Annotated in this window: 15 protein-coding genes and 8 pseudogenes; 9 read left to right on the forward strand and 14 right to left on the reverse strand. The window is 49.5% G+C overall.

All coding sequences use genetic code 11. The annotated features are described in order from the left end of the window. Positions 1–345 precede the first annotated feature (345 nt). Positions 346–1,025 (reverse strand): annotated as a pseudogene (locus O3W44_RS19960) (type 1 glutamine amidotransferase domain-containing protein). Between the two features lie 161 nt (positions 1,026–1,186). Between O3W44_RS19960 and O3W44_RS19965 the strand changes: the two are divergent. Then, a complete protein-coding gene (locus tag O3W44_RS19965) occupies positions 1,187–2,104 on the forward strand; it encodes a LysR family transcriptional regulator (protein ID WP_269294538.1) in 918 nt (305 codons plus the stop codon). A gap of 245 nt (positions 2,105–2,349) precedes the next feature. Here O3W44_RS19965 and O3W44_RS19970 read toward each other — a convergent pair whose 3' ends face one another. Further along, a complete protein-coding gene (locus O3W44_RS19970; RefSeq protein WP_269294539.1) occupies positions 2,350–2,988 on the reverse strand; it encodes a LysE family translocator in 639 nt (212 codons plus the stop codon). A 113-nt stretch (positions 2,989–3,101) separates the two neighbouring features. Further along, positions 3,102–3,584 carry a GNAT family N-acetyltransferase gene (locus O3W44_RS19975; protein ID WP_269294540.1) on the reverse strand — a complete coding sequence of 161 codons (483 nt, stop codon included), beginning with the start codon at positions 3,582–3,584 and terminating at the stop codon, positions 3,102–3,104. 84 nt (positions 3,585–3,668) lie between these two features. Between O3W44_RS19975 and O3W44_RS19980 the strand changes: the two genes are divergently transcribed. Further along, a complete protein-coding gene (locus O3W44_RS19980) occupies positions 3,669–4,589 on the forward strand; it encodes a LysR substrate-binding domain-containing protein (RefSeq protein WP_269294541.1) in 921 nt (306 codons plus the stop codon). Positions 4,590–4,636: 47 nt separating this feature from the next. Here the strand turns inward: O3W44_RS19980 and O3W44_RS19985 are convergent, their stop codons facing one another. Next, entirely contained in the window at positions 4,637–5,203 is a 567-nt protein-coding gene (locus O3W44_RS19985; RefSeq protein ID WP_269294542.1) for a TetR/AcrR family transcriptional regulator, read from the reverse strand. A 210-nt stretch (positions 5,204–5,413) separates the two neighbouring features. After that, positions 5,414–6,765 (reverse strand): annotated as a pseudogene (locus tag O3W44_RS25070) (carotenoid oxygenase family protein). 512 nt (positions 6,766–7,277) lie between these two features. On the opposite strand from O3W44_RS25070, the gene O3W44_RS20000 reads away from it, so the two are divergent. Continuing rightward, on the forward strand, positions 7,278–7,814 hold the full coding sequence (locus tag O3W44_RS20000) for a hypothetical protein (protein ID WP_269294545.1): 537 nt from the start codon (positions 7,278–7,280) through the stop codon (positions 7,812–7,814). Between the two features lie 212 nt (positions 7,815–8,026). Here the strand turns inward: O3W44_RS20000 and O3W44_RS20005 are convergent. Then, positions 8,027–10,020 (reverse strand): annotated as a pseudogene (locus O3W44_RS20005) (BCCT family transporter). A gap of 443 nt (positions 10,021–10,463) precedes the next feature. Between O3W44_RS20005 and O3W44_RS20015 the strand changes: the two are divergent. Continuing rightward, a complete protein-coding gene (locus O3W44_RS20015; protein ID WP_269294546.1) occupies positions 10,464–10,817 on the forward strand; it encodes a DUF1428 domain-containing protein in 354 nt (117 codons plus the stop codon). Positions 10,818–11,138: 321 nt separating this feature from the next. Here O3W44_RS20015 and O3W44_RS20020 read toward each other — a convergent pair. Next, positions 11,139–11,793, reverse strand: a pseudogene (locus O3W44_RS20020) (MlaD family protein); the annotation flags it as partial. 331 nt (positions 11,794–12,124) lie between these two features. On the opposite strand from O3W44_RS20020, the pseudogene O3W44_RS20025 reads away from it, so the two are divergent. Both O3W44_RS20025 and O3W44_RS20030 read left to right on the forward strand, forming a co-directional pair. Continuing rightward, positions 12,125–12,447: pseudogene (locus tag O3W44_RS20025) on the forward strand (DUF3302 domain-containing protein). Positions 12,448–12,451: 4 nt separating this feature from the next. Further along, positions 12,452–13,588 carry an HlyD family secretion protein gene (locus tag O3W44_RS20030; protein ID WP_269294547.1) on the forward strand — a complete coding sequence of 379 codons (1,137 nt, stop codon included), beginning with the start codon at positions 12,452–12,454 and terminating at the stop codon, positions 13,586–13,588. A gap of 128 nt (positions 13,589–13,716) precedes the next feature. Here the strand turns inward: O3W44_RS20030 and O3W44_RS20035 are convergent, their stop codons facing one another. Next, positions 13,717–14,787 (reverse strand): porin, encoded by a 1,071-nt coding sequence (locus O3W44_RS20035; protein WP_269294548.1) that lies wholly within the window; start codon positions 14,785–14,787, stop codon positions 13,717–13,719. Positions 14,788–15,309: 522 nt separating this feature from the next. On the opposite strand from O3W44_RS20035, the gene yjdN reads away from it, so the two are divergent. Continuing rightward, positions 15,310–15,744, forward strand: coding sequence for a VOC family metalloprotein YjdN (gene yjdN, locus O3W44_RS20040; protein ID WP_269294549.1), 435 nt, complete (start codon positions 15,310–15,312; stop codon positions 15,742–15,744). Positions 15,745–15,934: 190 nt separating this feature from the next. Here yjdN and O3W44_RS20045 read toward each other — a convergent pair whose 3' ends face one another. The 3 genes and pseudogenes from O3W44_RS20045 to O3W44_RS20055 all read right to left on the reverse strand — a co-directional run. Continuing rightward, positions 15,935–16,633, reverse strand: coding sequence for a cyclase family protein (locus tag O3W44_RS20045; RefSeq protein ID WP_269294550.1), 699 nt, complete (start codon positions 16,631–16,633; stop codon positions 15,935–15,937). Between the two features lies 1 nt (position 16,634). Further along, positions 16,635–17,141 (reverse strand): MFS transporter, encoded by a 507-nt coding sequence (locus O3W44_RS25075; protein ID WP_442954679.1) that lies wholly within the window; start codon positions 17,139–17,141, stop codon positions 16,635–16,637. A gap of 42 nt (positions 17,142–17,183) precedes the next feature. Continuing rightward, a pseudogene (locus O3W44_RS20055) lies at positions 17,184–17,983 on the reverse strand (MFS transporter); the annotation flags it as partial. 692 nt (positions 17,984–18,675) lie between these two features. Here O3W44_RS20055 and O3W44_RS20060 point away from each other — a divergent pair. Next, positions 18,676–18,885 carry a hypothetical protein gene (locus tag O3W44_RS20060; RefSeq protein ID WP_269294552.1) on the forward strand — a complete coding sequence of 70 codons (210 nt, stop codon included), beginning with the start codon at positions 18,676–18,678 and terminating at the stop codon, positions 18,883–18,885. 83 nt (positions 18,886–18,968) lie between these two features. Here the strand turns inward: O3W44_RS20060 and O3W44_RS20065 are convergent. The 3 genes and pseudogenes from O3W44_RS20065 to O3W44_RS20075 form a co-directional block, all read right to left on the reverse strand. Continuing rightward, positions 18,969–19,151 (reverse strand): annotated as a pseudogene (locus O3W44_RS20065) (Tn3 family transposase); the annotation flags it as partial. Positions 19,152–19,360: 209 nt separating this feature from the next. Continuing rightward, entirely contained in the window at positions 19,361–19,696 is a 336-nt protein-coding gene (locus O3W44_RS20070; protein ID WP_269294553.1) for a YopT-type cysteine protease domain-containing protein, read from the reverse strand. After that, positions 19,672–20,220 carry a hypothetical protein gene (locus tag O3W44_RS20075; protein WP_269294554.1) on the reverse strand — a complete coding sequence of 183 codons (549 nt, stop codon included), beginning with the start codon at positions 20,218–20,220 and terminating at the stop codon, positions 19,672–19,674. Before O3W44_RS20075 ends, O3W44_RS20070 begins: the two co-directional genes overlap by 25 nt. 89 nt (positions 20,221–20,309) lie before the next feature. On the opposite strand from O3W44_RS20075, the pseudogene O3W44_RS20080 reads away from it, so the two are divergent. Next, positions 20,310–20,738, forward strand: a pseudogene (locus O3W44_RS20080) (recombinase family protein); the annotation flags it as partial. Positions 20,739–20,880: the final 142 nt, after the last annotated feature.

Here is a 20,880-nt window from a genome sequence, read left to right on the forward strand (position 1 = left end):
GTTATTTCCTTTGATTGGACGCGCCGTAACGCCGCTTAATAACGCCCGCTCAGATGCGCCCTAACGGATTTGACCAGACATTGCGGGAGTCAGGGCGAAAAACTGAGAACACTCAACAGGGGGTGATGCTGTCTGGCGTGTTTTGGCCAGGCTTATGCCGGCGTTTCACCGAACGATCTCTGCCGACGCACTGAAGGCGGGACTTTGTTGAGCATTCGTATCCGGGCAGGAGATAACCGGGTTGAAGAAAAGACGGTAAAGCTGGCGCAGGCGTAACAGGATTGTGTGATGACGATGTATCGGCCTGTACAGGCAACGGCAGGTGAGGAGCCTGCCGTTTTTTCGCTATTTCGCAAACTGTTCAATTAACCGTGCGGCGGTCGCAGCTGAAGACGTCGGATTCTGTCCGGTGATCAACAAACCATCACTGACAACATACGATGCCCAGTCATCACCACGCGAGAACAGGCCACCCAGTTTTTTCAGCTCATCTTCGACCAGGAAGGGCACAACCTGGGTTAACTGAACGGCTTCCTCCTCAGAGTTTGTAAAACCAGTGACTTTTTTGCCCTGCACCAGCGGCTGCCCGTTGGCTGCCTTAACGTGACGCAGCACGCCTGGCGCATGACAGACCAGCGCAACAGGCTTGCCCGCATTGATAAAAGATTCAATCAGCGAGACTGAGTGTTTGTCTTCCGCCAGATCCCACAGCGGGCCATGACCACCAGGATAAAATACGGTATCGAAATCATCCTGAGAGACGCTGTCCAGGCGAACGGTTGATGCAAGCTGCGCCATGGCCGCTGCGTCTGCTTCAAACCGATGGGTCAGTTCAGTCTGAAACATCGGCTCGTTGCTTTTAGGATCCAGAGGCGGATTCCCCCCAGCGGCGAGGCTAAGGTAATTTCTGCGCCTGCATCTTTAAAGGCGTAATAAGGTGCAGCCAGTTCTTCAAGCCAGAAGCCCGTTTTTTTGCCTGTGTTTCCGAGTTGATCATGAGAAGTCAGAACCATAAGAATTTTCATTTTTTTATCCTTCTGCACATTGTTTTAAGGCTGTATGGGTTAAGCGATGCCTTTATCTTTAAAGAGCAGTCGCTGTGTTGACAGCGTCATAGTGGCCCGCAGTGACATATTCTGGAAATTTATTTATCTTATTTCAGATATTCATAAGAGATTATAGCTGGATGAAATACGATCTGAATTTACTCCCGGTTCTGGTCACGCTGATGGAAGAACGCAACGTAACGCGCGCAGCCGAACGGCTGGGGATCACCCAGCCTGCGCTCTCCAACGCGTTAAATCGCCTGCGTGATATGCTGCACGATCCGCTTTTCATCCGTGAACGCTACGGCATGAGGCCAACACAAATGGCTGAGGAGCTGGTGCCGGTGATTGCTGCTGCACTGGCAACCCTTGATGATGTGATCCTGGGGCAGCAGGATTTTGACCCGTCTCAGGCGACACGGCTTTTTACCCTCGCGCCAAACAGTTACGTCGAGTTTGTGCTTATGCCCGCCATTGTTGCGCGCCTGCGCGAATGTGCTCCCGGCATCAGGCTGAGGCTTATACCCTTCGGTAACGATCTGACGGAAACTGGCGCAATATCGGGCACCACGGATATGGTGCTGGGAAGGATTTCAGACGCGCCAGATAATCTGGTGGTACAGCACCTGATGGATGAAGGTCTCGCCTGTGTTGTGCGGGCTGACCATCCTGAAATCCATAACGCCTTGTCTTCAGCGCAGTACGAGTCATTAAAACATGTGAACGTGCTGCCGCCCGGCAGAATGCGTGCTGGTCTGTTTCAGGCATTAGAACAGCGGGGGCTTAAACGTCAGGTTGCCATTTCCGTTACTCACTTTTTAGCTGTCCCGGAAATCATTGCCGTTACGGACTATTGCGCCACGCTACCCGATTTAATCTGCCATCACCTTGCTAAAGATCCGCGACTCAACATTTTTCCTGCGCCCGTCGATCTTGGCACTTTTCCTGTTGAGATGGGGTGGCATGTGCGCTATCGCCACGATCCTGCTCATCGGTGGCTACGCTCACTGATAAATGATGTGGCAAAAGAGAGGATGGAAAACGCTCTGCAAACATAGCTGAGGAAAGAACTTCACGGTTGGCTCTGCAATCTGTCGCGTGTTTCCGCAGATGATGCCGGCTTTCCAACACATCTACACGATGAATATGTCATCAGCACCAGTCTGACCGGCACAGAAGAACTCTGGCTTGCCGGGATCCCCGTCCTTCAGGGCGGGGAGGTTGTCAAAACCAACGCCACTTTGTTCATGCGTTTCGTAAAATGACGGGAACAACGCCCCGTCACTACATCTTACAGAGAGGATCAGGCCACCATAAATTCCCGATAGCCTGAAACAATCACCCAGGCGGCGAAATAGCAAAAAATCAGCGCAGAAGCGACATAAGAATATTTAAGCAAGCGACGCCCCAGTACTTTACCGCCAACGCTTCCGACAAGGCACAGCACGCAGGTCCACAACACGCCGGCAATAAAAAAACCACTCAGAAACCAGGATGAGGCCGCGAAACTGTGCTGCCCCATGCGTGATATCAGCGCCCCTCCGACAGTGGCGAACCAGAGAAGTGCGCTTGGGGAGGAGACGGCAAGCAGTATGCCCCGGCAAAACTCACGCCGTAATGAACGCCTTTCTTGTTCTCTTTCTGTTTGTGGAACGGTGGTGTTGTGAAAAGCCGCCATCAGCATTTTTCCTGCAAACCATAGCAGCATAAGGCCGCCACCGATCCACAGTACCCAGCGGACAATTTCAAACTGGAGCAATACAGCCATTCCTGCTAACGCCAGAAGAGCATAAATCAGATCGCCTATGCAGGTTCCTATCCCTAAACAGAATCCGTGGAAATAGCCACGCTGCATGGCGAGCGTCATCATGGCAATATTGGCTATGCCAATATCAAGGCATAATGACAGGCTCAGTAAAAAACCATTCGAAAACTGCATCATAAAATGACGTCCTGACCCACATTCTGTAACAAAGGCTCTCACTACAACCTTTCTGACAGGCTCAGTATTGGAAAGAATTGCGCAAACACAGCGTTAAAGCTTAATGCTTTAACTTACTGTTTTTCAGCGAAATTTAACAAATCTTCACCCTCAAGGCGATAGCGCACCCACTCGCTCAGCGGTTTGGCACCTATACCCAGATAAAAATCGATAGCTGGCTGATTCCAGTCGAGCACACTCCACTCAAGCCGGCCACACTGGCGCTGTACGGCCAGCCGGGCAATATGCTGTAGCAACGCTTTACCTGCGCCCTGACCGCGATAGTCAGGTGAAACATACAAATCTTCCATGTAAATGCCGTTGCGTCCGAGCCAGGTGGAGTAGCTGGTAAAGAAAACGGCATAGCCCGCGATAGTCCCCGCCACTTCGCAAATCAACGCTTCGGTTTTGCTGTCATCTCCAAACAGGGTTTCTCTGATCTCATCAGCGTGAGTGACAACTTCTTCCGGCGCCTTTTCATAGACAGCCAGTTCAACGATCATGTTGTAAATAGCCTCCGCATCTGCGGGGCGGGCCTGACGAAGGGTGATACTCATCTTTTACATTTCCTGGTTCAGTTTGAAGCTGCTAAGCATAAGCGTTAATGTTCGATGAATTAAGTGCAATAAAATCAACGAAAGGTGAAAAGCATGCATCCTACGTTACGGCGGCACGATTTAAACCTGCTGCCCGTTTTTGATGCGGTTTTCCGGCATCGTTCTGTCAGACTCGCTGCAGAAGAGTTGTCTGTGAGCACATCGGCGCTGAGCCATGCGCTTTCGCGGCTCAGGATCTTTCTGCAGGACCCGCTTTTCTACCGTGAAGGACACCGGATGTGTCCCAGCGTTTATGCCTGCCAGCTGGCGCCCTCTGTCGCCTCGGCACTCTGTTCCCTCAACCAGCAACTTTCACCTCAGCCCGCTTTTGATCCGGCAACCAGCGATGCCTGTTTTCAGATAGCCATTACGGATTATACGGCGTTTTGCGTTTTCCCTGCCCTGATACATGCGCTTCAGGCCAGCGCGCCAGGCCTGCGCTTTGATCTGCGTTACCTGCCACACAGCCCTGCTTTGAACGAACTACTGGCAGGCGAAATCGACCTGGCTTTAGGCTTCAGCGTACCGGGGGAAGCGGCACATCCTGAACTGGACGAAACTGACTGGTTTGAAGATGAGTACGTGGTCATCAGTCATGTAAACCGGACGAGCCTTAGCTTTGATGATTATCTGGCTGCCCGACATTTAGTCGTGACGCCGTGGAATGAAAGCAAGGGCGTGATTGACCTGCAACTGGAAGGCCAGGGTTACAGACGTAAAGTCATAATGAAAACGCCGTCTGTGTTGAGTGCGCCGTTTATCGTGGCGCAGAGTGATTTGTTAATGGCCATTCCCCGCCTGGTCGCCAACAGGTTGAAGCAGGCGGCGGATATCGCCATTTTGGCGCTGCCTTTCCGCGTGCCTGCATTTAGCGTGAAAATATATTCGCATCAACGCAGCGGTAAACGCGAAGCCACTGACTGGTTAAAAAAGGTGTTACAGCAAGTCAGAGTGGGGGAGCATTGACGGCCACAGCAAAATAAGAGGCTTTTTAACCAGTGTGGCTCCAGCATTTATTCAGGCTCTTTGAAGGCTATGTTGAGTTGTAAGGCATCCAGCGTGGCGCAAATCAGGGCAAAGGCATCGCTGTATTCGGCATTGTTAGCCAGCGCGGTAAGGCGATTATCAATCAGCAGCGTTGCCATGCCGTGGATCAGGGACCAGTTAATAACGATGCGCATCGCTTTTTGCTGGCTGAGCGATTGTGCCGGGCGCTCTGCGGTCTCTTCCCGCTCCAGGCTGCCAGACAGAACAGCCATGGTTTCGCGCATCGCCTGAATAAGGCCCGGATTTTTAGCATCGATAATCTCGTTGCGGAACATGAGTCCGAACATTTGCGGATTTTCGTAAGCCCAGGTGATATAGGTTTTCGCGAGCGTTTTACGGCGCTGAACCGGATCGACAACCTCGCTTACGGCACTCAGCAGCGTCTGTTTCAGGGTTCTGTAACCTGTTTTTGTCAGTTCGCTTAGCAGATTAGAGAGGTCGCCAAAATGGTGCCGGGGCGCGGTATGAGAAACGCCCGCTTCGCGTGCAATAGCGCGAAGCCCTAACCCGGCAATACCATCGCGTAAAAGCACGCGTCGGGCTGCACATAAAACAACGTCAGGAACATCGCCGCGATGATAGGGTTTTGCTGTTGCATCCCTTTTTTTAACATGCCGCCTCCTGGCACTGTTTACACAACTGAACATGAGAAAAGGTGATGATAATTTATGCCTGCCCATGAAAGAAGTCACATTTTCAGCGTGCAGGCCACGGGCGATTCACCGCCCGTGAGGAACATGATATTAAGGCTTATTGAACCAGTTACCGTGGAAACCATCGGGGATACGATGAGGCAATATCACACGGGCGAGCGGGCCTTGATCAACATTCAGCGCATCAAAAATAGCCAGTTCGCTGCTGTTTTTCGAGGCAAACCAGACGGTAGCCATGATCCAGCCTTCACCTTCACCCGCATCAGAGGATGCCGGGACAAATACGCCTTCAGATACCGAAACCTGCTCGTTCCAGAACCAGGTTCGGGTGAGGCCAGCGGTATTATCGTAATGGGCCAGTCCAGACAGCAGGCTGACTGCATGATCCTTTGTTTTGTTGGCGCTAAACCAGCCGTGACGGTAAGGTTTGCCCGTAAAGCGTTCATCAATACGGGGAAATTCACCGCTGACGTCTGAAAGCTGCTGGCAGGTTAAATGCGGCTCTGCATCATTGTGGTTAACTGACCAGCGAAAAAATCTTCCTTCTGCTTCACCGTTATTCACTGGCGTTCCGTCTGGCCAGGGAAACAGCGGCGGCGTTTCGTATTGCATTAAATCGAGCCTGATTACGTCGCCTTCTTCCCAGGCGTTCATGATATGGAAAGAGAAGCAGGCATCGCCTGGGATCCACTGAAGTGATTTTACCCCTTCCGCAATGGACATAATGCCCAGATACATGCCCAGTTCAGGCTCCCAGGCGAAAGGCGGATAGCCTTTTTCGCACGCTCTGCGCTGGCCGTCAGCGGAAAAAGCGGAAACAGAACATAATTCTCGGTAATGGCGAAATCATGCACCATGCTGGGGTAGGGCATGGTAAAGACTTCTTCCTGTACCGCGTGACCTGTTCGATCAATCTGACCATACACCGCCTGATTGCTGAATGACTCGGGTGTGCCATAGGCGAAATAGATCAGTGAACCCTTCGCAGGCAAAATTTTGGGATGAGCTGTCATGCGTCGCGTCATTGTAGTATCGAACGCGACCTGTCCCAGCGTACTGAGATCGCTGATATCAATGGCAACCGGTAAATGCGCTTCTTCAAGCGCCAGGTAGTGGCCAGCGTGATGAATAAAGTTGGTGTTTGCGGCACCATCGGCCACTTTCTGCGAAAGGTTTTTCCCCTGATGCACTTCATCCTGCGTCTCAGCCAGAAAATGTTGTGTTCTTACCCAGCGGTTTGAGTAATTAACGTTGCCGTTTTCGAAATAGAAGGCATGTAGCATGCCATCACCTGTAAACCAGTGACTACCCGGTTGGGGATTAACCGGGTTGGGTCCGTTTCTTACCAGCACGCCTTGCAGACCTGCCGGCAACTGACCGACAACAGGCAGGGCATCCAGATCAACTTCAAAATCGATAGGTTGTTCATTTGAAAGTGACATAAGTCTTTGCCTTTAATGGACTGAATTGATTCAGGTAAAAGGAATGCAGGCATTAATCTTTCGCGTTATTTAAACGGCAGATTAATCTCTATGCACGAAATATATGCCTGATGCAGAGTGATAGCAACTCTATTTTTACAGTGGAAAGTTACGGGTGATTCAAGGTCATGATTTATTTTGAATAAATGTTTTATAATAAATCATTGTTGCTGTTTGTATTTTTAGTGAGGCGTATTCCTGATGCCAAACGCAACGGGAATAAAGTAATTTTTTAAAAAAGAGAAAGATAAAAAATAAAGATAAACAATCAGTAAGGATGTTTTCTGGCAGATTAATGTGATGTTCTCTGCATAATAAATAAAAAATATCATTTTATTTAAATTGCTATCAGCAAAATAACAATGTTATGTTTACAGTGGAAAGATGGCGAGAAACAGACAGGGCCATCATAAATTCAATCTTATTTGGTTTATTTAGGCAGGGTTGCTTAAAAGCAACCTGTGAGGATATGCATGATGACCATGATTATCTCTTTTCTCCCGTTCTTTCTGTTTTCCTGTTTATTTCATCAGGTTGCCGTTCTGCCTGCATTAAGCGCCGCGGCAATACTGGCGCTGGGGCTCAGCCTCTGGTTTCGCTACACAACCGGCTCTGCACGCCTGATTGAGCTGACCGGCGCAGCATTATTTGGTGCTATGGCTTTGTATAGTGTGGCCGGAGGAAAGCCACTCTCTTTCTATGCTGTGCGTATGATACTGGATACCGGACTTGGCCTGATGGCAGCCATCACGGTCGTGATCGGCAAACCTTTTACACTGCAATATGCCAGGCAGTCAGTGGCACCGGAATTCTGGTCCAGCCCACGCTTTATAGCGATTAATAATAAAATTACCTGGATCTGGGCGCTGGCTTTTTTGTTACTGGGGCTGACTGATCTCTTTATGCTGCTGGTTCCCGGTGCGCCACATCTGTTCAGTACACTGGCTGCCATCGCCATTGTCACAGCAGCGATTAAGCTTAATCTCCGTTTTCAGAGGCAAAAAAGTTAAGGCTGCCACTTTGTTATGAAACGCTACAGGGCAGTCAGTGACGGGCAGGGAAAGCAGGCGGGTATATAACCTGTTCACTGAGAATATTGAGCAGAGGCTTTATATGCTTAATATCGTGTCTGGCTTCTGGCAGCCGTCGCGTTTTGAAATGCCTGGCCTGGTTATACTCAGCCAGGCATTTCGATTAGCCGTGACGTTAACGGCGGCGGGGATTAGCGTACCAGGTGCAAGAAGTGCAGGTGCTTCTCATACTGGTCAAGGATGTCATTGATAATCTGCTCCTGTGTCCAGCTCATCACATCGTAATCCTGCCCCCTTCTTTAAGGTAGATCTCTGCCCGGTAATAGCGATGCTCTTCATCCTGCTGCTCGTCACTCAAGCCAGCCAGAGCAAAAGCAGGTTGAATATAAGAACGCAGACGCGCTTCATAGACAAAATTGAGTTCATTGCCTAAATCAACTTCAAAGCGAACCCGGTCATCAGCACGGTCTTCGATGTGTGAGGGGGTATTTTGCTTCGCCAGTTCTGCGCTGACCATCTGCATGGCCGGTTGAATGATTTCATTCATAAAGCGTCGGACGTTCGAGCGTTTAGGGAAATAAGCAATATTGCGCAACCGGCGTTGCCACGGTATAGGGTTACGAGAAACAGGGGGAGCAATAGTGGTGATCTGCTTACTTTCCCGCTTGTAATAATCTCTCCGTAACGCTTTCAGTAACCCGTATATCGCCGCAAGCAAAATGATTGAGAAGGGAAGCGCACTGGCAATCGTGACGGTTTGCAATGCTTTCATACCACCGGCCAGCAATAATACGGTGGCGACCACGCCCATCAGTGCCGCCCAGAAAATACGTTGCCAGATCGGCGTATGATCAACACCGCCGGACGCAAGCGTATCCACGACCATTGCGCCTGAATCAGCTGAGGTCACAAAGAACACCACCACCATCGCCATAGCGATAAAAGAGAGAACTGAACTAAACGGGAAGTGTTCCAGGAAATTAAACAACGCCAGTGTCTGGTCAGACTGCACCGTCTCGGCAAGGTCACGTGCACCCTTGCTAACGATCAGCCAGATTGCACTGTTACCGAAGAAGGTCATCCACAACAGCGTAAAGCCCGCAGGCACAAACAGTACGCCCGTGACAAACTCCCGGATTGTACGTCCACGCGATACGCGGGCAATAAACATGCCGACAAAGGGAGACCACGCCAGCCACCATCCCCAGTAGAACAGCGTCCAGCCGCCTAACCATTTGCTGGATTTGGGTTCGTAGGCATACAGATTGAATGTTTTAGTGACTATTTCAGAGAGATAACCGCCGGTATTCTCAACGAAAGATTTTAACAGCAGAACCGTAGGCCCCATTGCGCCAACCAATACCAGCAGAAGAACAGCCAGCGTCAGGTTGATTTCAGACAGAATACGAATGCCTTTGTCTAAGCCGGACACCACCGACAGCGTAGCCAAAGCGGTGATGACCACGATCAGGATCACCTGCACCGTTTCGTTAACCGGCAGTCCAAACAGGTGGCTTAGTCCCGCATTGACCTGCAAAACACCGTATCCCAGTGAGGTTGCCACACCCAGTACAGTACCTGTTACGGCAAACACATCAACGGCGTGCCCAATGGGGCCGTAAATTCTGTCACCAATAATGGGGTACAGCGCAGAGCGTAAGGTCAGAGGCAGGCCGTGACGATAACTGAAAAACGCAAGAATGAGCGCCACGATGGCATAGACAGCCCAGGCATGCAGACCCCAGTGGAAAAAGGTAATGCGCAATGCTTCCTTGGCGGCCTGAACGGTTTCAGGTGTTCCGGCAGGAGGAGACATGTAGTGCATAACAGGCTCAGCGACGCCAAAAAACATCAGGCCTATGCCCATCCCTGCCGAGAACAGCATGGCAAACCAGGAAACATAACTGAAATCGGGTTCTGAATGATCGGGCCCCAGCTTGATATCACCAAAGCGGGATATACCGAGGTAGGTTACGCTTAATAATATCAACGCAACGGCAAGAATATAAAACCAACTGGCATTGGCGAAGAGGCCGTTTTGCAGGGCGCTCAGTTGCTGATCCGCGAGATCGGGAAACAGTGCGGCGAATGCCACAATAATAAAAATTAAAATCGCCGAGGTATAAAACACTGGCGGGTTGATCTGACTTCTGGGTTTTTTATCTGTCGCTTCAGTTTGAGACATAACTTACCTGTAGCTGCTATTTATTACCAAATGTAACAATCATTATGGCACAGATCACAAAAAATTTCGGTTATTCAGCCATCAGTGGGGGAGTTTCTGCTGTACACAGCGTACCTGCTTCTGGAAGCGGCAGCGCATTGTTAACGACCAACTCGTTAAGCAGAGACGGTGTGATGCCAATCCCGTCATTGATACGCAATCCCGGGATTAACAACAGCAGGGCAGTGCGCCTGGCCTGATGTCAAAACGGTTAGGGCCTCGCCGATCCGGTAACAATAATGTCTTTTCATCGTTGACCTGCATAACGCCAGGTGCATCATCACCTGGCGCATCGCACAGTGATGCTTTTTGCCAGAACGCGCTCAGAAAAGTAATCAGTGGCTTACCTATACTGGCCATAGCGGTCAGATGCGCTGACCGCTCCCGAAACGATGGAGGATGTTATGTCATATGTTGACGGTTTTGTCGTCGCGGTACCTGCAGAAAATAAGGAGGCTTATCGCGCCATGGCGGAAAAAGCCGCACCCTTATTTAAAGAGTTTGGCGCAACGCGCATTGTTGAATGTTGGGTTGAGGATGTAAAAGAGGGTAACCTCACCGACTTCCGTATGTCCGTTAAAGCAGAGGAAAACGAGGAAGTGGTTTTCAGCTGGATCGAATATCCCTCACGAGAGATACGTGATGCTGCCAATGAAAAAATGATGGCTGACCCAAGGATGAAAGCGTTGGGTGATAATATGCCATTCGATGGCAAGCGTATGATTTATGGTGGGTTTAATGTAATACTGGATGCGTAATGCGGAAAATTTTTACGCAGGCGATCTGATTTACGCTGCCTCGGCGTGCCGTATTTCAGGTCGTCGCGGCCCCGCCTGGCGTGCGCTGCCTCGGCTCAGTGACCGCGACCTGTTCTGATGCTTGTGATGCAGTGATAATCTGATTATTACGCGACTGACTCTTTTTATACTTTTCCATGCACAGGCTATCCCCATTTTCTGTGGATAACTCTTTTTCTGTCATAACATCACGCTGGGTTAAAGGTAACGGATTGGAATCAGCCAGTAAGCCATGCTGCTTCTGTTGATTGAGCGCGCACCCGTCGCCCCCTCTCTGATTTCTTACTGTCTGGCCCACTTCGGCTGCGGATCCTCTACCGCCTTCGCTTCCAGAATAAGCGCATTACTTTTCGTGTTCAGCGTTTTCAGCACCGCCTGCAATTCCCGCAATACCTGGTCAAGGTGCTGCATATCCCCCACCAGCTTAATGTAGGCTGGCGAACCGGGTTGCAGGCTCTTCATGCTACGATTTAATTCCTGCAGGGTTTGCTGCATCTTTTCCGGCGACGTTAGCGGGGCCTTGATAAGGCGCCGCATGGTCATAAAAATCCACGTCGATATAAAGCGAGCCGGAGAGCAGGTTACCTGTTTTTAGTGCGGCTCTCAAACCGCGTTTTTTGCCATCCTGCAACCGTTGATCAAGATTAAAATGCTGGCCCATACCACTGATAAAACGCCCGGGTTCTATGCGGATCAGCACCGGCACGCGATAGTGAGTGTGCAGATCCTGCGTGACGCCGGGTAAAAACAACGGAACCTGTGCGACGGTGCCAGGGCGTATGCCACGAAATTCAACCGGTGCGCCTGCCTGTAAGCCACGCACCGAATCGGTAAAAAACATCAGATAGTCGATGTGCCGGGTATAGCGCGAGTCCTGAATACTGTCCTGATTGTCAAAAAGATGATATTCAGCCTTGCTCTTCGCAGTTTCACCAATATAGTTCTTGTTTCGTCGATCAGGCTCTGTTCCTGCTTCCGGATTTTGAAAAGTATGATTAACCTCTGATATTTTCCATATTTAATTATTTCTCTCCTCAGGCGATGTATAAATTCACGCTATATAAAAAGAACGCTGAGTGAACTAACTACAGGTAATTTATCAAAACAGCGGTAAGCCCTTTTTTACATCAGGTTAAAGGATGCATTAAGCAAGAGGGAGGATAATGTCGTTGTCACTGAATCCGCCGTTAAAACTTTAAACCAGGTGAAACCATTCAGAATCATGACGACTATATTTAACAGTAACCTTTTTATTTCGTGAGGCGAGTATGTTTCTTAACTACTTTGCGCTTGGCGTATTGGTATTCGTCTTTCTGGTTATTTTCTACGGGATTATCATCCTGCACGACATTCCCTATCTCATCGCAAAGTCGCGCAATCATCCTCACGCAGACGCAATTCACGTGGCCGGTTGGGTGAGCCTGTTTACGCTCCACGTTATCTGGCCATTTTTATGGATATGGGCCACTTTGTATCGCCCGGAACGCGGCTGGGGATACAAAGTCAAAATGTCTCTCTGGAACAGTTGCAGCAGCGGGTGACGGAACTGGAACGCAAGCAGGGCGATAACCAGTCGTTGCCACCGGAGTGATGCCATGGATCTGTTGATTATTCTGACCTACGTCGCATGCGCCTGGACGATATTTAAAATATTTAAAATCCCGGTAAATAAATGGTCAGTACCAACAGCAGCATTGGGCGGTATTTTTCTGGTTGGTGCGCTGATCTTACTGATGAACTATAACCATCCTTATACTTCCCTGGCACAAAAAGCGGTGATATCGATTCCTGTTACGCCTCAGGTCACGGGTATCGTTATCGACGTCACCCGTAAACAGAATATACGCATACAAAAAGGAGAGATGCTGTTCCGTATAGATAACACCCGTTATCAGGCCCGGGTGGACAGACTACAGGCTGATTTAACGACGGCTGTGCATAATATCCGGGTTTTAAAAGGCCAGTTAGATGAAGCTATTGCGATTACCTCGAATGTCTCGGCTGAGCGGGATCGATTATTTAAAGACTATCAACGCTATCTTGCAGGCAGTAAGGCTAAGGTGAATCCCTTTTCCGAACGGGATATTGATAATGCCCGCCAGGCCTTTCTGGCGCAGGATGCGCTGGTAAAAGGTTCTCTTGCTGAGCAGGCACAGATTAAAAGCCAGTTAGACAGCGTAGTGAACGGCGAACAGTCTCAGATTGTCAGCCTCAGAGCTCAACTGGCTGAAGCCACCTATAACCTCGAACAAACGGTCGTTCGGGCACCGAGTAACGGCTACGTGACTCAGGTTCTGATCCGTCCCGGTAGCTACGCGGCAGCACTGCCGCTGCGTCCAGTGATGATTTTTATTCCTGAGCAAAAGCGGCAAATTGTTGCTCAGTTCAGACAAAATTCACTGCTGCGTCTGGAGGCGGGAGATGAGGCTGAAGCGGTCTTTAACGCGCTGCCCGGGCAGGTATTTGCGGGAAAACTGCTCAGGATCCTGCCAGTGGTGCCTGGTGGCTCATACCAGGCACAAGGAACGCTCCAGTCACTGACCATTGCGCCAGGCACTGATGGGGTGCTGGCGGTGATTGAACTGGCACCGAATGCTGATCTTGATGCATTACCCGACGGTATATTTGCTCAGGTAGCCGTCTATTCCGATCACTTTACCCATGTCTCGGTCATGCGTAAGGTTTTGCTGCGCATGACCAGCTGGGTACATTATCTCTATCTTGATCATTAAAGCGCGAACCGCCCTGTCTGAATGTTCAGCCGGCAAGGCAGAGCGTGGCAAATGGCATGATTATCAACAGGCAATTTTACTGTCAGACGGCACCCGGTAAGGGTGCCGTTTATGACCAGCGTACAGATTTAAAACTGGTAGGTAATGCCGAATCCCACGGTATCGTCGGTTAAAATAGTAAACGGCGTAGCGTTATCCAGCAGGTTAATACGGTAATCGACATACACAGACATATTCATATTGAAAAAGTAGCGTAGCGATGAATCGATGTAATTAAGCAGATCGACGTTGCCGTATCCTTCAATATCCTTTCCTCTGGAGTAAAAATATCCCAGGGCAGGTTCAATGCCATTATCAAATATATATTTTGTATAAACTTCAAAATTTTGGGTTTTATTGGCGTAGCCAAAGCCGTTCACAGGCGTGATGTTAGTTCCTGCTGAATATTTCACTGCAAGGTAATAAGCGCCTGGATTATATTTTATTCCTGCTCCCCAAATCTGCGCCAGTTTGCCGTCACCGAGCGTTAAGGCATTCTGTTCTGCTGTGCGATGCGATGAAGAGTAAGCAGCAAGGAGCGCCAGATCGGAGGTAACATCCCACTCAAGGTTTGCGCCGTAGCCTTCACCATTCGCGGTATAAACCGAACGTCGACTGTTATTTTCGCCAGCGCCGTTGGCGCCCTGATACTGAAGCGTTAATGAAACATTCTCTGCGTAGCCGAACAGGTTTTTATTTCGATAACTCAACAGATTATTAGCACGTCCGGTCATAAATCCGTCCATGTAAGCATCGGTAAGAATATCATAGATGGGGGCCAGATCGGTGATGCTGGCAAACGTATAGTAGACGCCGAAGCCGCGCCCGTAATCAATTGAACCCCATCCTTTAAAACTGAGTCCGGCAAAACCCAGCCTGGTTTTGTCTGAACCGCTGCCCTCAGATTCCGCTTTGTTAGCCTGCGCCTGATATTCCCATTGGCCGTAGCCGGTTATGTCATCATTAATAATGGTCTGGCCTTTAAATCCGAAGCGTATATAAGAAAAATCACCACGTTGACTGGCGTTATCGCTAAAGTAATGGCGTCCCCGTACGCTGCCGTAAAAATCGAATTTGTTGCCGTTGTTGTTATAAATCATTGCAGAGGTCGCATTATCTGAGAGGATCATCAATGCTGCTATCAATATAATTTTTCTCATACACCCTCAGTTCGGGATTGTTATTTTTAATTAAAGAAAAGTGAGCGCCTTCTCCGTGTGGAAAAAACGGGATTTATTAAAATAATGATCGCAGCAGGATGTGGCTGTTTATTTTTAAAAAGGTCATGCCGCGACCCTTGCTAATTTACAGAAATAAACGCTTTTGGGAATTTCAAAATAAATAAGGCAGGTTTGTTTAAAAAGCAAAGCTCAGGTGCAGGGTTTATTGTTTTATGCTGGTGCAGTTAACCACCAGAAAACCCCCTTTTGCACCAGATTGCGGCATATTTTTGTGACTTTTAGAAAAGCGGCCCTGCTGTGGTGAATATCCTTTTTTAAACATCCGGTGCGGCGATACCAAAGCACCTTATCAGGGCAGGGGGAAAGCATTTCATCTGCGATGTTCCGCGTGAAAACCGCCGCTGGTCGCTGTTCAGGGCGCAATGTCCGGCACGTCACACAATCGTCTACACTTCCTGAGAGGCAAAAAAAAGTTAACACAACCCACGAACGGAGGTGTCAATGCAAGTCTGTCCTTATCTGTTTTTATATGGCCGCTGCGAAGAGGCAATTGAATTTTATCTGCAGGCCACCGGCGGTGAGCTTCTGGAAAAAATGACCTTTGGTGATATGCCGGAGCAGGGCGAACAGATCGGTGATAAATCCGCTACGCCACAACCTCCTGAAAAAATCATGCATGCGCACCTGCGTATTGGTCAGGGTGAACTGATGCTCAGTGACGGCAATACGGAAAGTGGTCCGGCATCTTCACATGCTGGCTATGCGGTAAGTCTGGCTACCCCGGATGAGGCGCAGGGAAAAGCCTGGTTTGAGAAACTGTCGGCGGGCGGCAAAGTCACGACCGAATGGCAGGAAACGTTCTGGGCTGAGGGATTTGCGATGTTCATCGACAAATTTGGCATTCCGTGGCGTATTAACGTGGTGAAGAAAAGCTAACCGTCACTCAACGAACGGCTTGCACGTGAAGTCGATAATCAGGCTTCACGTGCGAAGGTTCTGAGCAACAGTGGCACCTGTCCGTGGCGAATGCCGACGTGAACCTGTATGGCTCCGTCCGCTGTTCAGCCACATCTCCCCGGGCGAGGGCGCGCCCATGCGACAGGTAAAGGCGCTGTTTGCTCCTGAATTATGATTCCAGCAGGGCCACGGCCCGTACGGGCGAAGCGGATGCGCCTTTGATTCTGAGTGGTAGTGCCATAAAGATGAATTCGGAAGGCAGATTTTGCAGATTGGCAAGATTCTCGATGATCAGGCAGTCTGACCCCAACACGGCAAGGTGAGCGGGATGCGCATCATTGCTGTATCTGTCAAGTGACATAGCATCAGTGCCCAATACGGTTACGCCTTTTTCTGTGAGGTAATGCGCCCCTTCCCCTGACAGACCTGGCCAGTTTTTTAGAAATTCAGCCTGATGAGGACGGCAACGCCATTTGTTGTCATAACCGGTCCGAAAAATCACAATATCCCCTGCGACAATTTCTCCTTTATCTGCTTCCCATGCCTGAATCATTTCAACCGTAATATCTGCGTTCTCAGCCAGATGCGACATATCCAGGCAGCGGCCTCGTCCGGTTAACTGGCGCACGTCAATCTGGTCGATAGTTTTGCCGCCTTCGATAAAATGTACGGGTGCATCCACATGTGTCCCACAGTGATCGCCAAGGCTTAACTGACAGTTGTAGTTGCCATCGCCTGCGCTGTAATCCTCCGCACGGCTACAGAAAAACTTTCCATGTGTGGGCCAGACGGGCATAAATTCTTCATATGCATGATTCAGTTCAACGAGGGTGGTCTGGCGTAACAGGGTCAACAGATCGTGGGTCATATCAGGCCTTTTTTAACGTAACGGTTTCTTTAATAAACCATAAAGGAAGAGAGGACATTAACAGTACGGCGACGATCACCAGATAATGTACGGTGAAGCCAAAACTGTGAATAATCCAGCCGCTGACCGGCGCCACCAAAATACCGGCGATACCAACAGCCAGGCCGATCATCAGCCCCATACTGGACGCTGCTGCACGAGGTGAAGAGTCAATCAGCAAGGCATACGCGACAGGGTAGGGTGAGTTACGAAACAATCCCCAAAAGATCAGGATCGTCCAGCCAAGCACAGCGGAATGGATAAACATGCATAGTGCAGCAGCCAAAATCCAGCCAGCAAGAATAATACCCAGTGAACGCTTACGTCCTTTTACGTCAGAGAAACTGCCCCACAGGATCTGACCAATCCAGCCAGTTAATCCGGATGCGCCAGAAATAATCGCGGCGGTTGACAGATCCAGTCCGACTTCACGCGTTAACTGTAAAGTCAGGAAATTAGCAATGCCCATCTCAGCCCAGGTAAAACCAAAAATCAGCAAAATAGCCAACTGGCAGTTACGGTTTTTCAGACAGGAGGCAGCGTTAGCCCAGACAGATGAGGTTTCAACCGTATGCTTCAGGGATTCCGTAACGGGCGGTGTCAGTTTGTTATCAACAATCCAGTCATTCACCTTCTGATGGTTTTTACGGGTCCCGATAATAAGTTGCGCCACCAGAATCACTAAACCAATCAGCGGAATAAACAGAAAGGCTTCGCGCCAGGTTGCAAAGGCCAGAATAGCGGCGATCAGAACAGGGCCGATAAATTGCCCCAGTGGAAAGCCGGTATGGTGTACGCCAATGGCAAAACCGCGATTCTCTTTCTGCCACCATTCACCCAGTAGCGCGACATTAATGGGCTCCGATCCCCGGTTCCCATGCCCATTGCCACTCTGAGAGCCTGAAAGGCACCCAGCGATTTACAAAATGCCGTTGCCACGCCTGAAACGATCTCCACCAGCACGGCGACGCACCAGCTGTAACAGCGTTTATGCCCGGTGCCTACCCAGTCGGAAAACAGGCCGAAAATAACGGCACCGGTTAAGGTGCCAACAAAACTTAATGAATTAAGCCATCCAGCCTGAACTTCAGTCAGACTGAACGAGGTCATGATTGCCGGAAGCAGGGTGGGAAGAATAATCCTGTCGATAGAATTCATTAAAATCGCCAGGGTGGTAATCACCAGCATCCACCAGGAAAGGGGATGCGCGCGTGGTAAAAAGCGCATGACGCCACGCCGTGCAACAGGTTTTTGGGCCGTGTGAGTCTCTGTTGCCGGTTGTTGCGCCAGTTCAGATGAGGGAGAGGTCATATCCGGTGCCTTTAAAAGTCGCTATAGTCTGCCGCCTGCTCCTGTTAATTCCGGAGAGGCCGCGCCCTGTTTTTTCTTTTTTCATGCCAGCAGAACGGTAATTCAGATCAAAAATTAAACACAGAATTAACATAGTTTCTGCGATTACTACCATACAAGTAATCTGGCTGTGTAACTGGATCCCGGTCACAATCAAACAGCGACTGGATGGAAAAAGCACAAGGCAGTTCACATTTTTGGGCGGATAAGAGTGAGGAGAACCCTTTTCAGGTTCGGTCGTGCAGATAGATTTCAACAAGGGTCGCGAATACCCGGGCGTGACCTGAGCGCCACGGCCTGAATGTAACAGAGCGAACAGCCGTCAATATACAGAGCGTGCCTGTACTGTCATCTTCTCTGAGCGGAAGGTGAAACCCGCCATGCCTGTTTGCTTGCGCGATCACCTGCCCGGTAAATGCTGAACGCATCTGCCTGCTGACGCACGGCAGCTATACCGGCTTAGTCTGAATAAGAAAAAACAGCGCCCGTCTCGCTTGAAATCATAATCTCTTCAGCCAGGATCAATAGCTGTTCTCAAAGCAGAACTTACGGACTTAATCAAAATTTTTATAAATTTCATCCGCTTCTGCTTGCGAGCTTTTTATCAGGCCACACGCCACGACAATGGCTGGCCCAAAAATTAAGGAAAATTCATGACTGAAAAGCCAGCAGCAGAGCTGAAACAAGGCGAGCATCCGGCTCAGGATAACGGGCAGCCCGGTGACTCCGTTGATCAGCAAGAGAACCAGGCACTGGAAGAGAAAGTCTGGGCACTGTTCAGGGATATCCAGGCTGCGCCAGACAAGGAAACGCAGGAAGCCATACGAGAAAAAATGTGGCGACTGGCGGCTGGCAGGGTCTGAAGTGGAATCGTACGCAGAGTCTCTTTCTAACCACCATGAGGGCGTCAGCAAAGCGCCTCATCAGCAGCAGTGCGGTCAGCATCTGTATTCCATAGCACGACGGCATTGGGCGTCCGCTCCAGAACACCCTGTTGCGCCTCTTGCCTGTCCTGATAGTGTTTTCTGAACTCGCCTTTCTGTCCCTGGCAAATGACGCTGGCGGCAGCATGTCTGTTTTCTCCCCGGTTAAGCCGGGTCAGAATGCGACGTCTGTCATCCTCATTATTTTTCCTGACTGGGTAATGCATTGTGTTAATCCTGAAAGGCGTACGTTCAGGCCGCAAGCGCACCCTTGACAGAGAGCATGTGTTATCGCGCGGTGCTACCGGCATGTCCAGACAGCGCCGTATTGCTGCTTGCCCGGTTTATAAAATCTCGCTGAAGATATTTAGGTTTTATTAACCACGAGAACACAGTGCATGCCTCTGGATTTCAACTATCTTACTTCCACATACTGAACATAAGAAAAATTTGGCTCATCTTTAATGTCGTATGCAGCCTTTAAGTAAGGCGGTAAAAAGTTGTGGAAAGAAGCTGGGTTAGTAAAAGAAAACTCACCATAATTTGGATCAAAAAAGGTAGTTTTATTATTTTCTGTTACTTCAAGTCCCATGCCATGGCATCCATCCGGCAATATCACGGTGACAGAGTATAACCCAGAGGTTACTGGCGCTTCATCGTCTAATAGTTTTAATTCGTATCCTTTATTTGCAAGGTAATCCATATTAACACCAGCATTCCCCGTTCTCACTTTCGCCATCGCAACATGCATGATCTCCTCTCGACCTTCTGGCGTCGAGATGTCAGAAAAAAATCAATCATTGAGTTTCTTTCAGTCAGCCATTTTGTTACCAGTGGTAAACAAACACCTTTTTTAGCCAGTGTCGATCCCTGAATGAAATCCACTTGATTAAATTCCTTTAACAGTTCGACATCAGAAACACCCGTTAACTCCCTGTAAACGTCAGTAAGCGCGGCGAATACTCTGCGGCCTGGGCTATTTTTGCTGTTTGCTGAAGCAGCCATTGTATCTGAATCGTTGATGTTACTCTCACTATGGTCGTAATCAGGTTCTGGAATTTCTGCTGTTTTTTCATTAACGCAATCAGTGATGCCAGGTTTACCATGACTTTCACCTCTGCTCTTATTTTTAGAGGTCGCACTCATTGTTTCACAACTATTGGCTACGCTGGAAACAGTGTTTGAAAAATCACTTTTTCTGTTTTCACTGCCGACTGGATTAACTGAACGGTCTGGATAAGTTGCGTTGGGACGATTAACCGGGGAAGCATACATACCTCATTAATTTCAAATTTCCTGATTGTATTGTGTTTTTTTAGCGCAAATACAATAAATCGCTCATCATTATTCAGGCATGTTCGAAAGGCAGCGTTGATCGTCCGGGGCTTGATCTGCTGCGCATGAAGATGGAGGAAGGTGATGCCCTTCTGGTGAAGAAACTGGACCGTCTGAGCCGGGACACCGCCGATATGATCCAGTTGATAAAGGAATTCGACGCACAAGGCGTGGCCGTCCGTTTCATCGATGACGTGATTTGTACCGATGGCGAAATGGGCCAGATGGTGGTCACCATCCTGTCTGCCGTCGCACAGGCCGAACGGCGGAGAATACTGGAACGTACTAACGAAGGCCGGGAGGAAGCTAAGCTGAAAGGCATCCGGTTTGGGCGCAGGCGCACCATCGACAGAAACAATGTACTGGTGCTTCAGCAGCAGGGTCACGGTGCCACGGTGATATCCCGGCAGCTCGGCATTGTCCGCTCCACGGTCTATAAAATCCTGAGCGAAGCATAATGATTTGCCGCTTTCCCTGTCCGTAATCAACATTTGTATAAATAAAAGTGCGTTACCCTGCGGCCTCTTAAATTTCAGCCCCGACAGGGAGTTCGCATGATAATCAGTCCGCCGTTTGTCCGTCCCCGGAACGCCGGAGAAA

Source organism: Pantoea sp. LMR881, from assembly GCF_027157825.1.
GTDB classification, from domain to species: Bacteria; Pseudomonadota; Gammaproteobacteria; order Enterobacterales; family Enterobacteriaceae; genus Pantoea; species Pantoea haifensis.

Excerpts from the sequence above, each read along its gene's own strand:
- O3W44_RS19965 (WP_269294538.1), top strand. The coding sequence starts at position 1,187 with ATGAAATACGATCTGAATTTACTCCCGGTTCTGGTCACGCTGATGGAA.
- O3W44_RS19970 (WP_269294539.1), bottom strand. The coding sequence starts at position 2,988 with ATGATGCAGTTTTCGAATGGTTTTTTACTGAGCCTGTCATTATGCCTT.
- O3W44_RS19975 (WP_269294540.1), bottom strand. The coding sequence starts at position 3,584 with ATGAGTATCACCCTTCGTCAGGCCCGCCCCGCAGATGCGGAGGCTATT.
- O3W44_RS20000 (WP_269294545.1), top strand. The coding sequence starts at position 7,278 with ATGATGACCATGATTATCTCTTTTCTCCCGTTCTTTCTGTTTTCCTGT.
- O3W44_RS20015 (WP_269294546.1), top strand. The coding sequence starts at position 10,464 with ATGTCATATGTTGACGGTTTTGTCGTCGCGGTACCTGCAGAAAATAAG.
- O3W44_RS20030 (WP_269294547.1), top strand. The coding sequence starts at position 12,452 with ATGGATCTGTTGATTATTCTGACCTACGTCGCATGCGCCTGGACGATA.
- O3W44_RS20035 (WP_269294548.1), bottom strand. The coding sequence starts at position 14,787 with ATGAGAAAAATTATATTGATAGCAGCATTGATGATCCTCTCAGATAAT.
- yjdN (WP_269294549.1), top strand. The coding sequence starts at position 15,310 with ATGCAAGTCTGTCCTTATCTGTTTTTATATGGCCGCTGCGAAGAGGCA.
- O3W44_RS20045 (WP_269294550.1), bottom strand. The coding sequence starts at position 16,633 with ATGACCCACGATCTGTTGACCCTGTTACGCCAGACCACCCTCGTTGAA.
- O3W44_RS25075 (WP_442954679.1), bottom strand. The coding sequence starts at position 17,141 with ATGGGCATTGCTAATTTCCTGACTTTACAGTTAACGCGTGAAGTCGGA.
- O3W44_RS20060 (WP_269294552.1), top strand. The coding sequence starts at position 18,676 with ATGACTGAAAAGCCAGCAGCAGAGCTGAAACAAGGCGAGCATCCGGCT.
- O3W44_RS20070 (WP_269294553.1), bottom strand. The coding sequence starts at position 19,696 with ATGCATGTTGCGATGGCGAAAGTGAGAACGGGGAATGCTGGTGTTAAT.
- O3W44_RS20075 (WP_269294554.1), bottom strand. The coding sequence starts at position 20,220 with ATGTATGCTTCCCCGGTTAATCGTCCCAACGCAACTTATCCAGACCGT.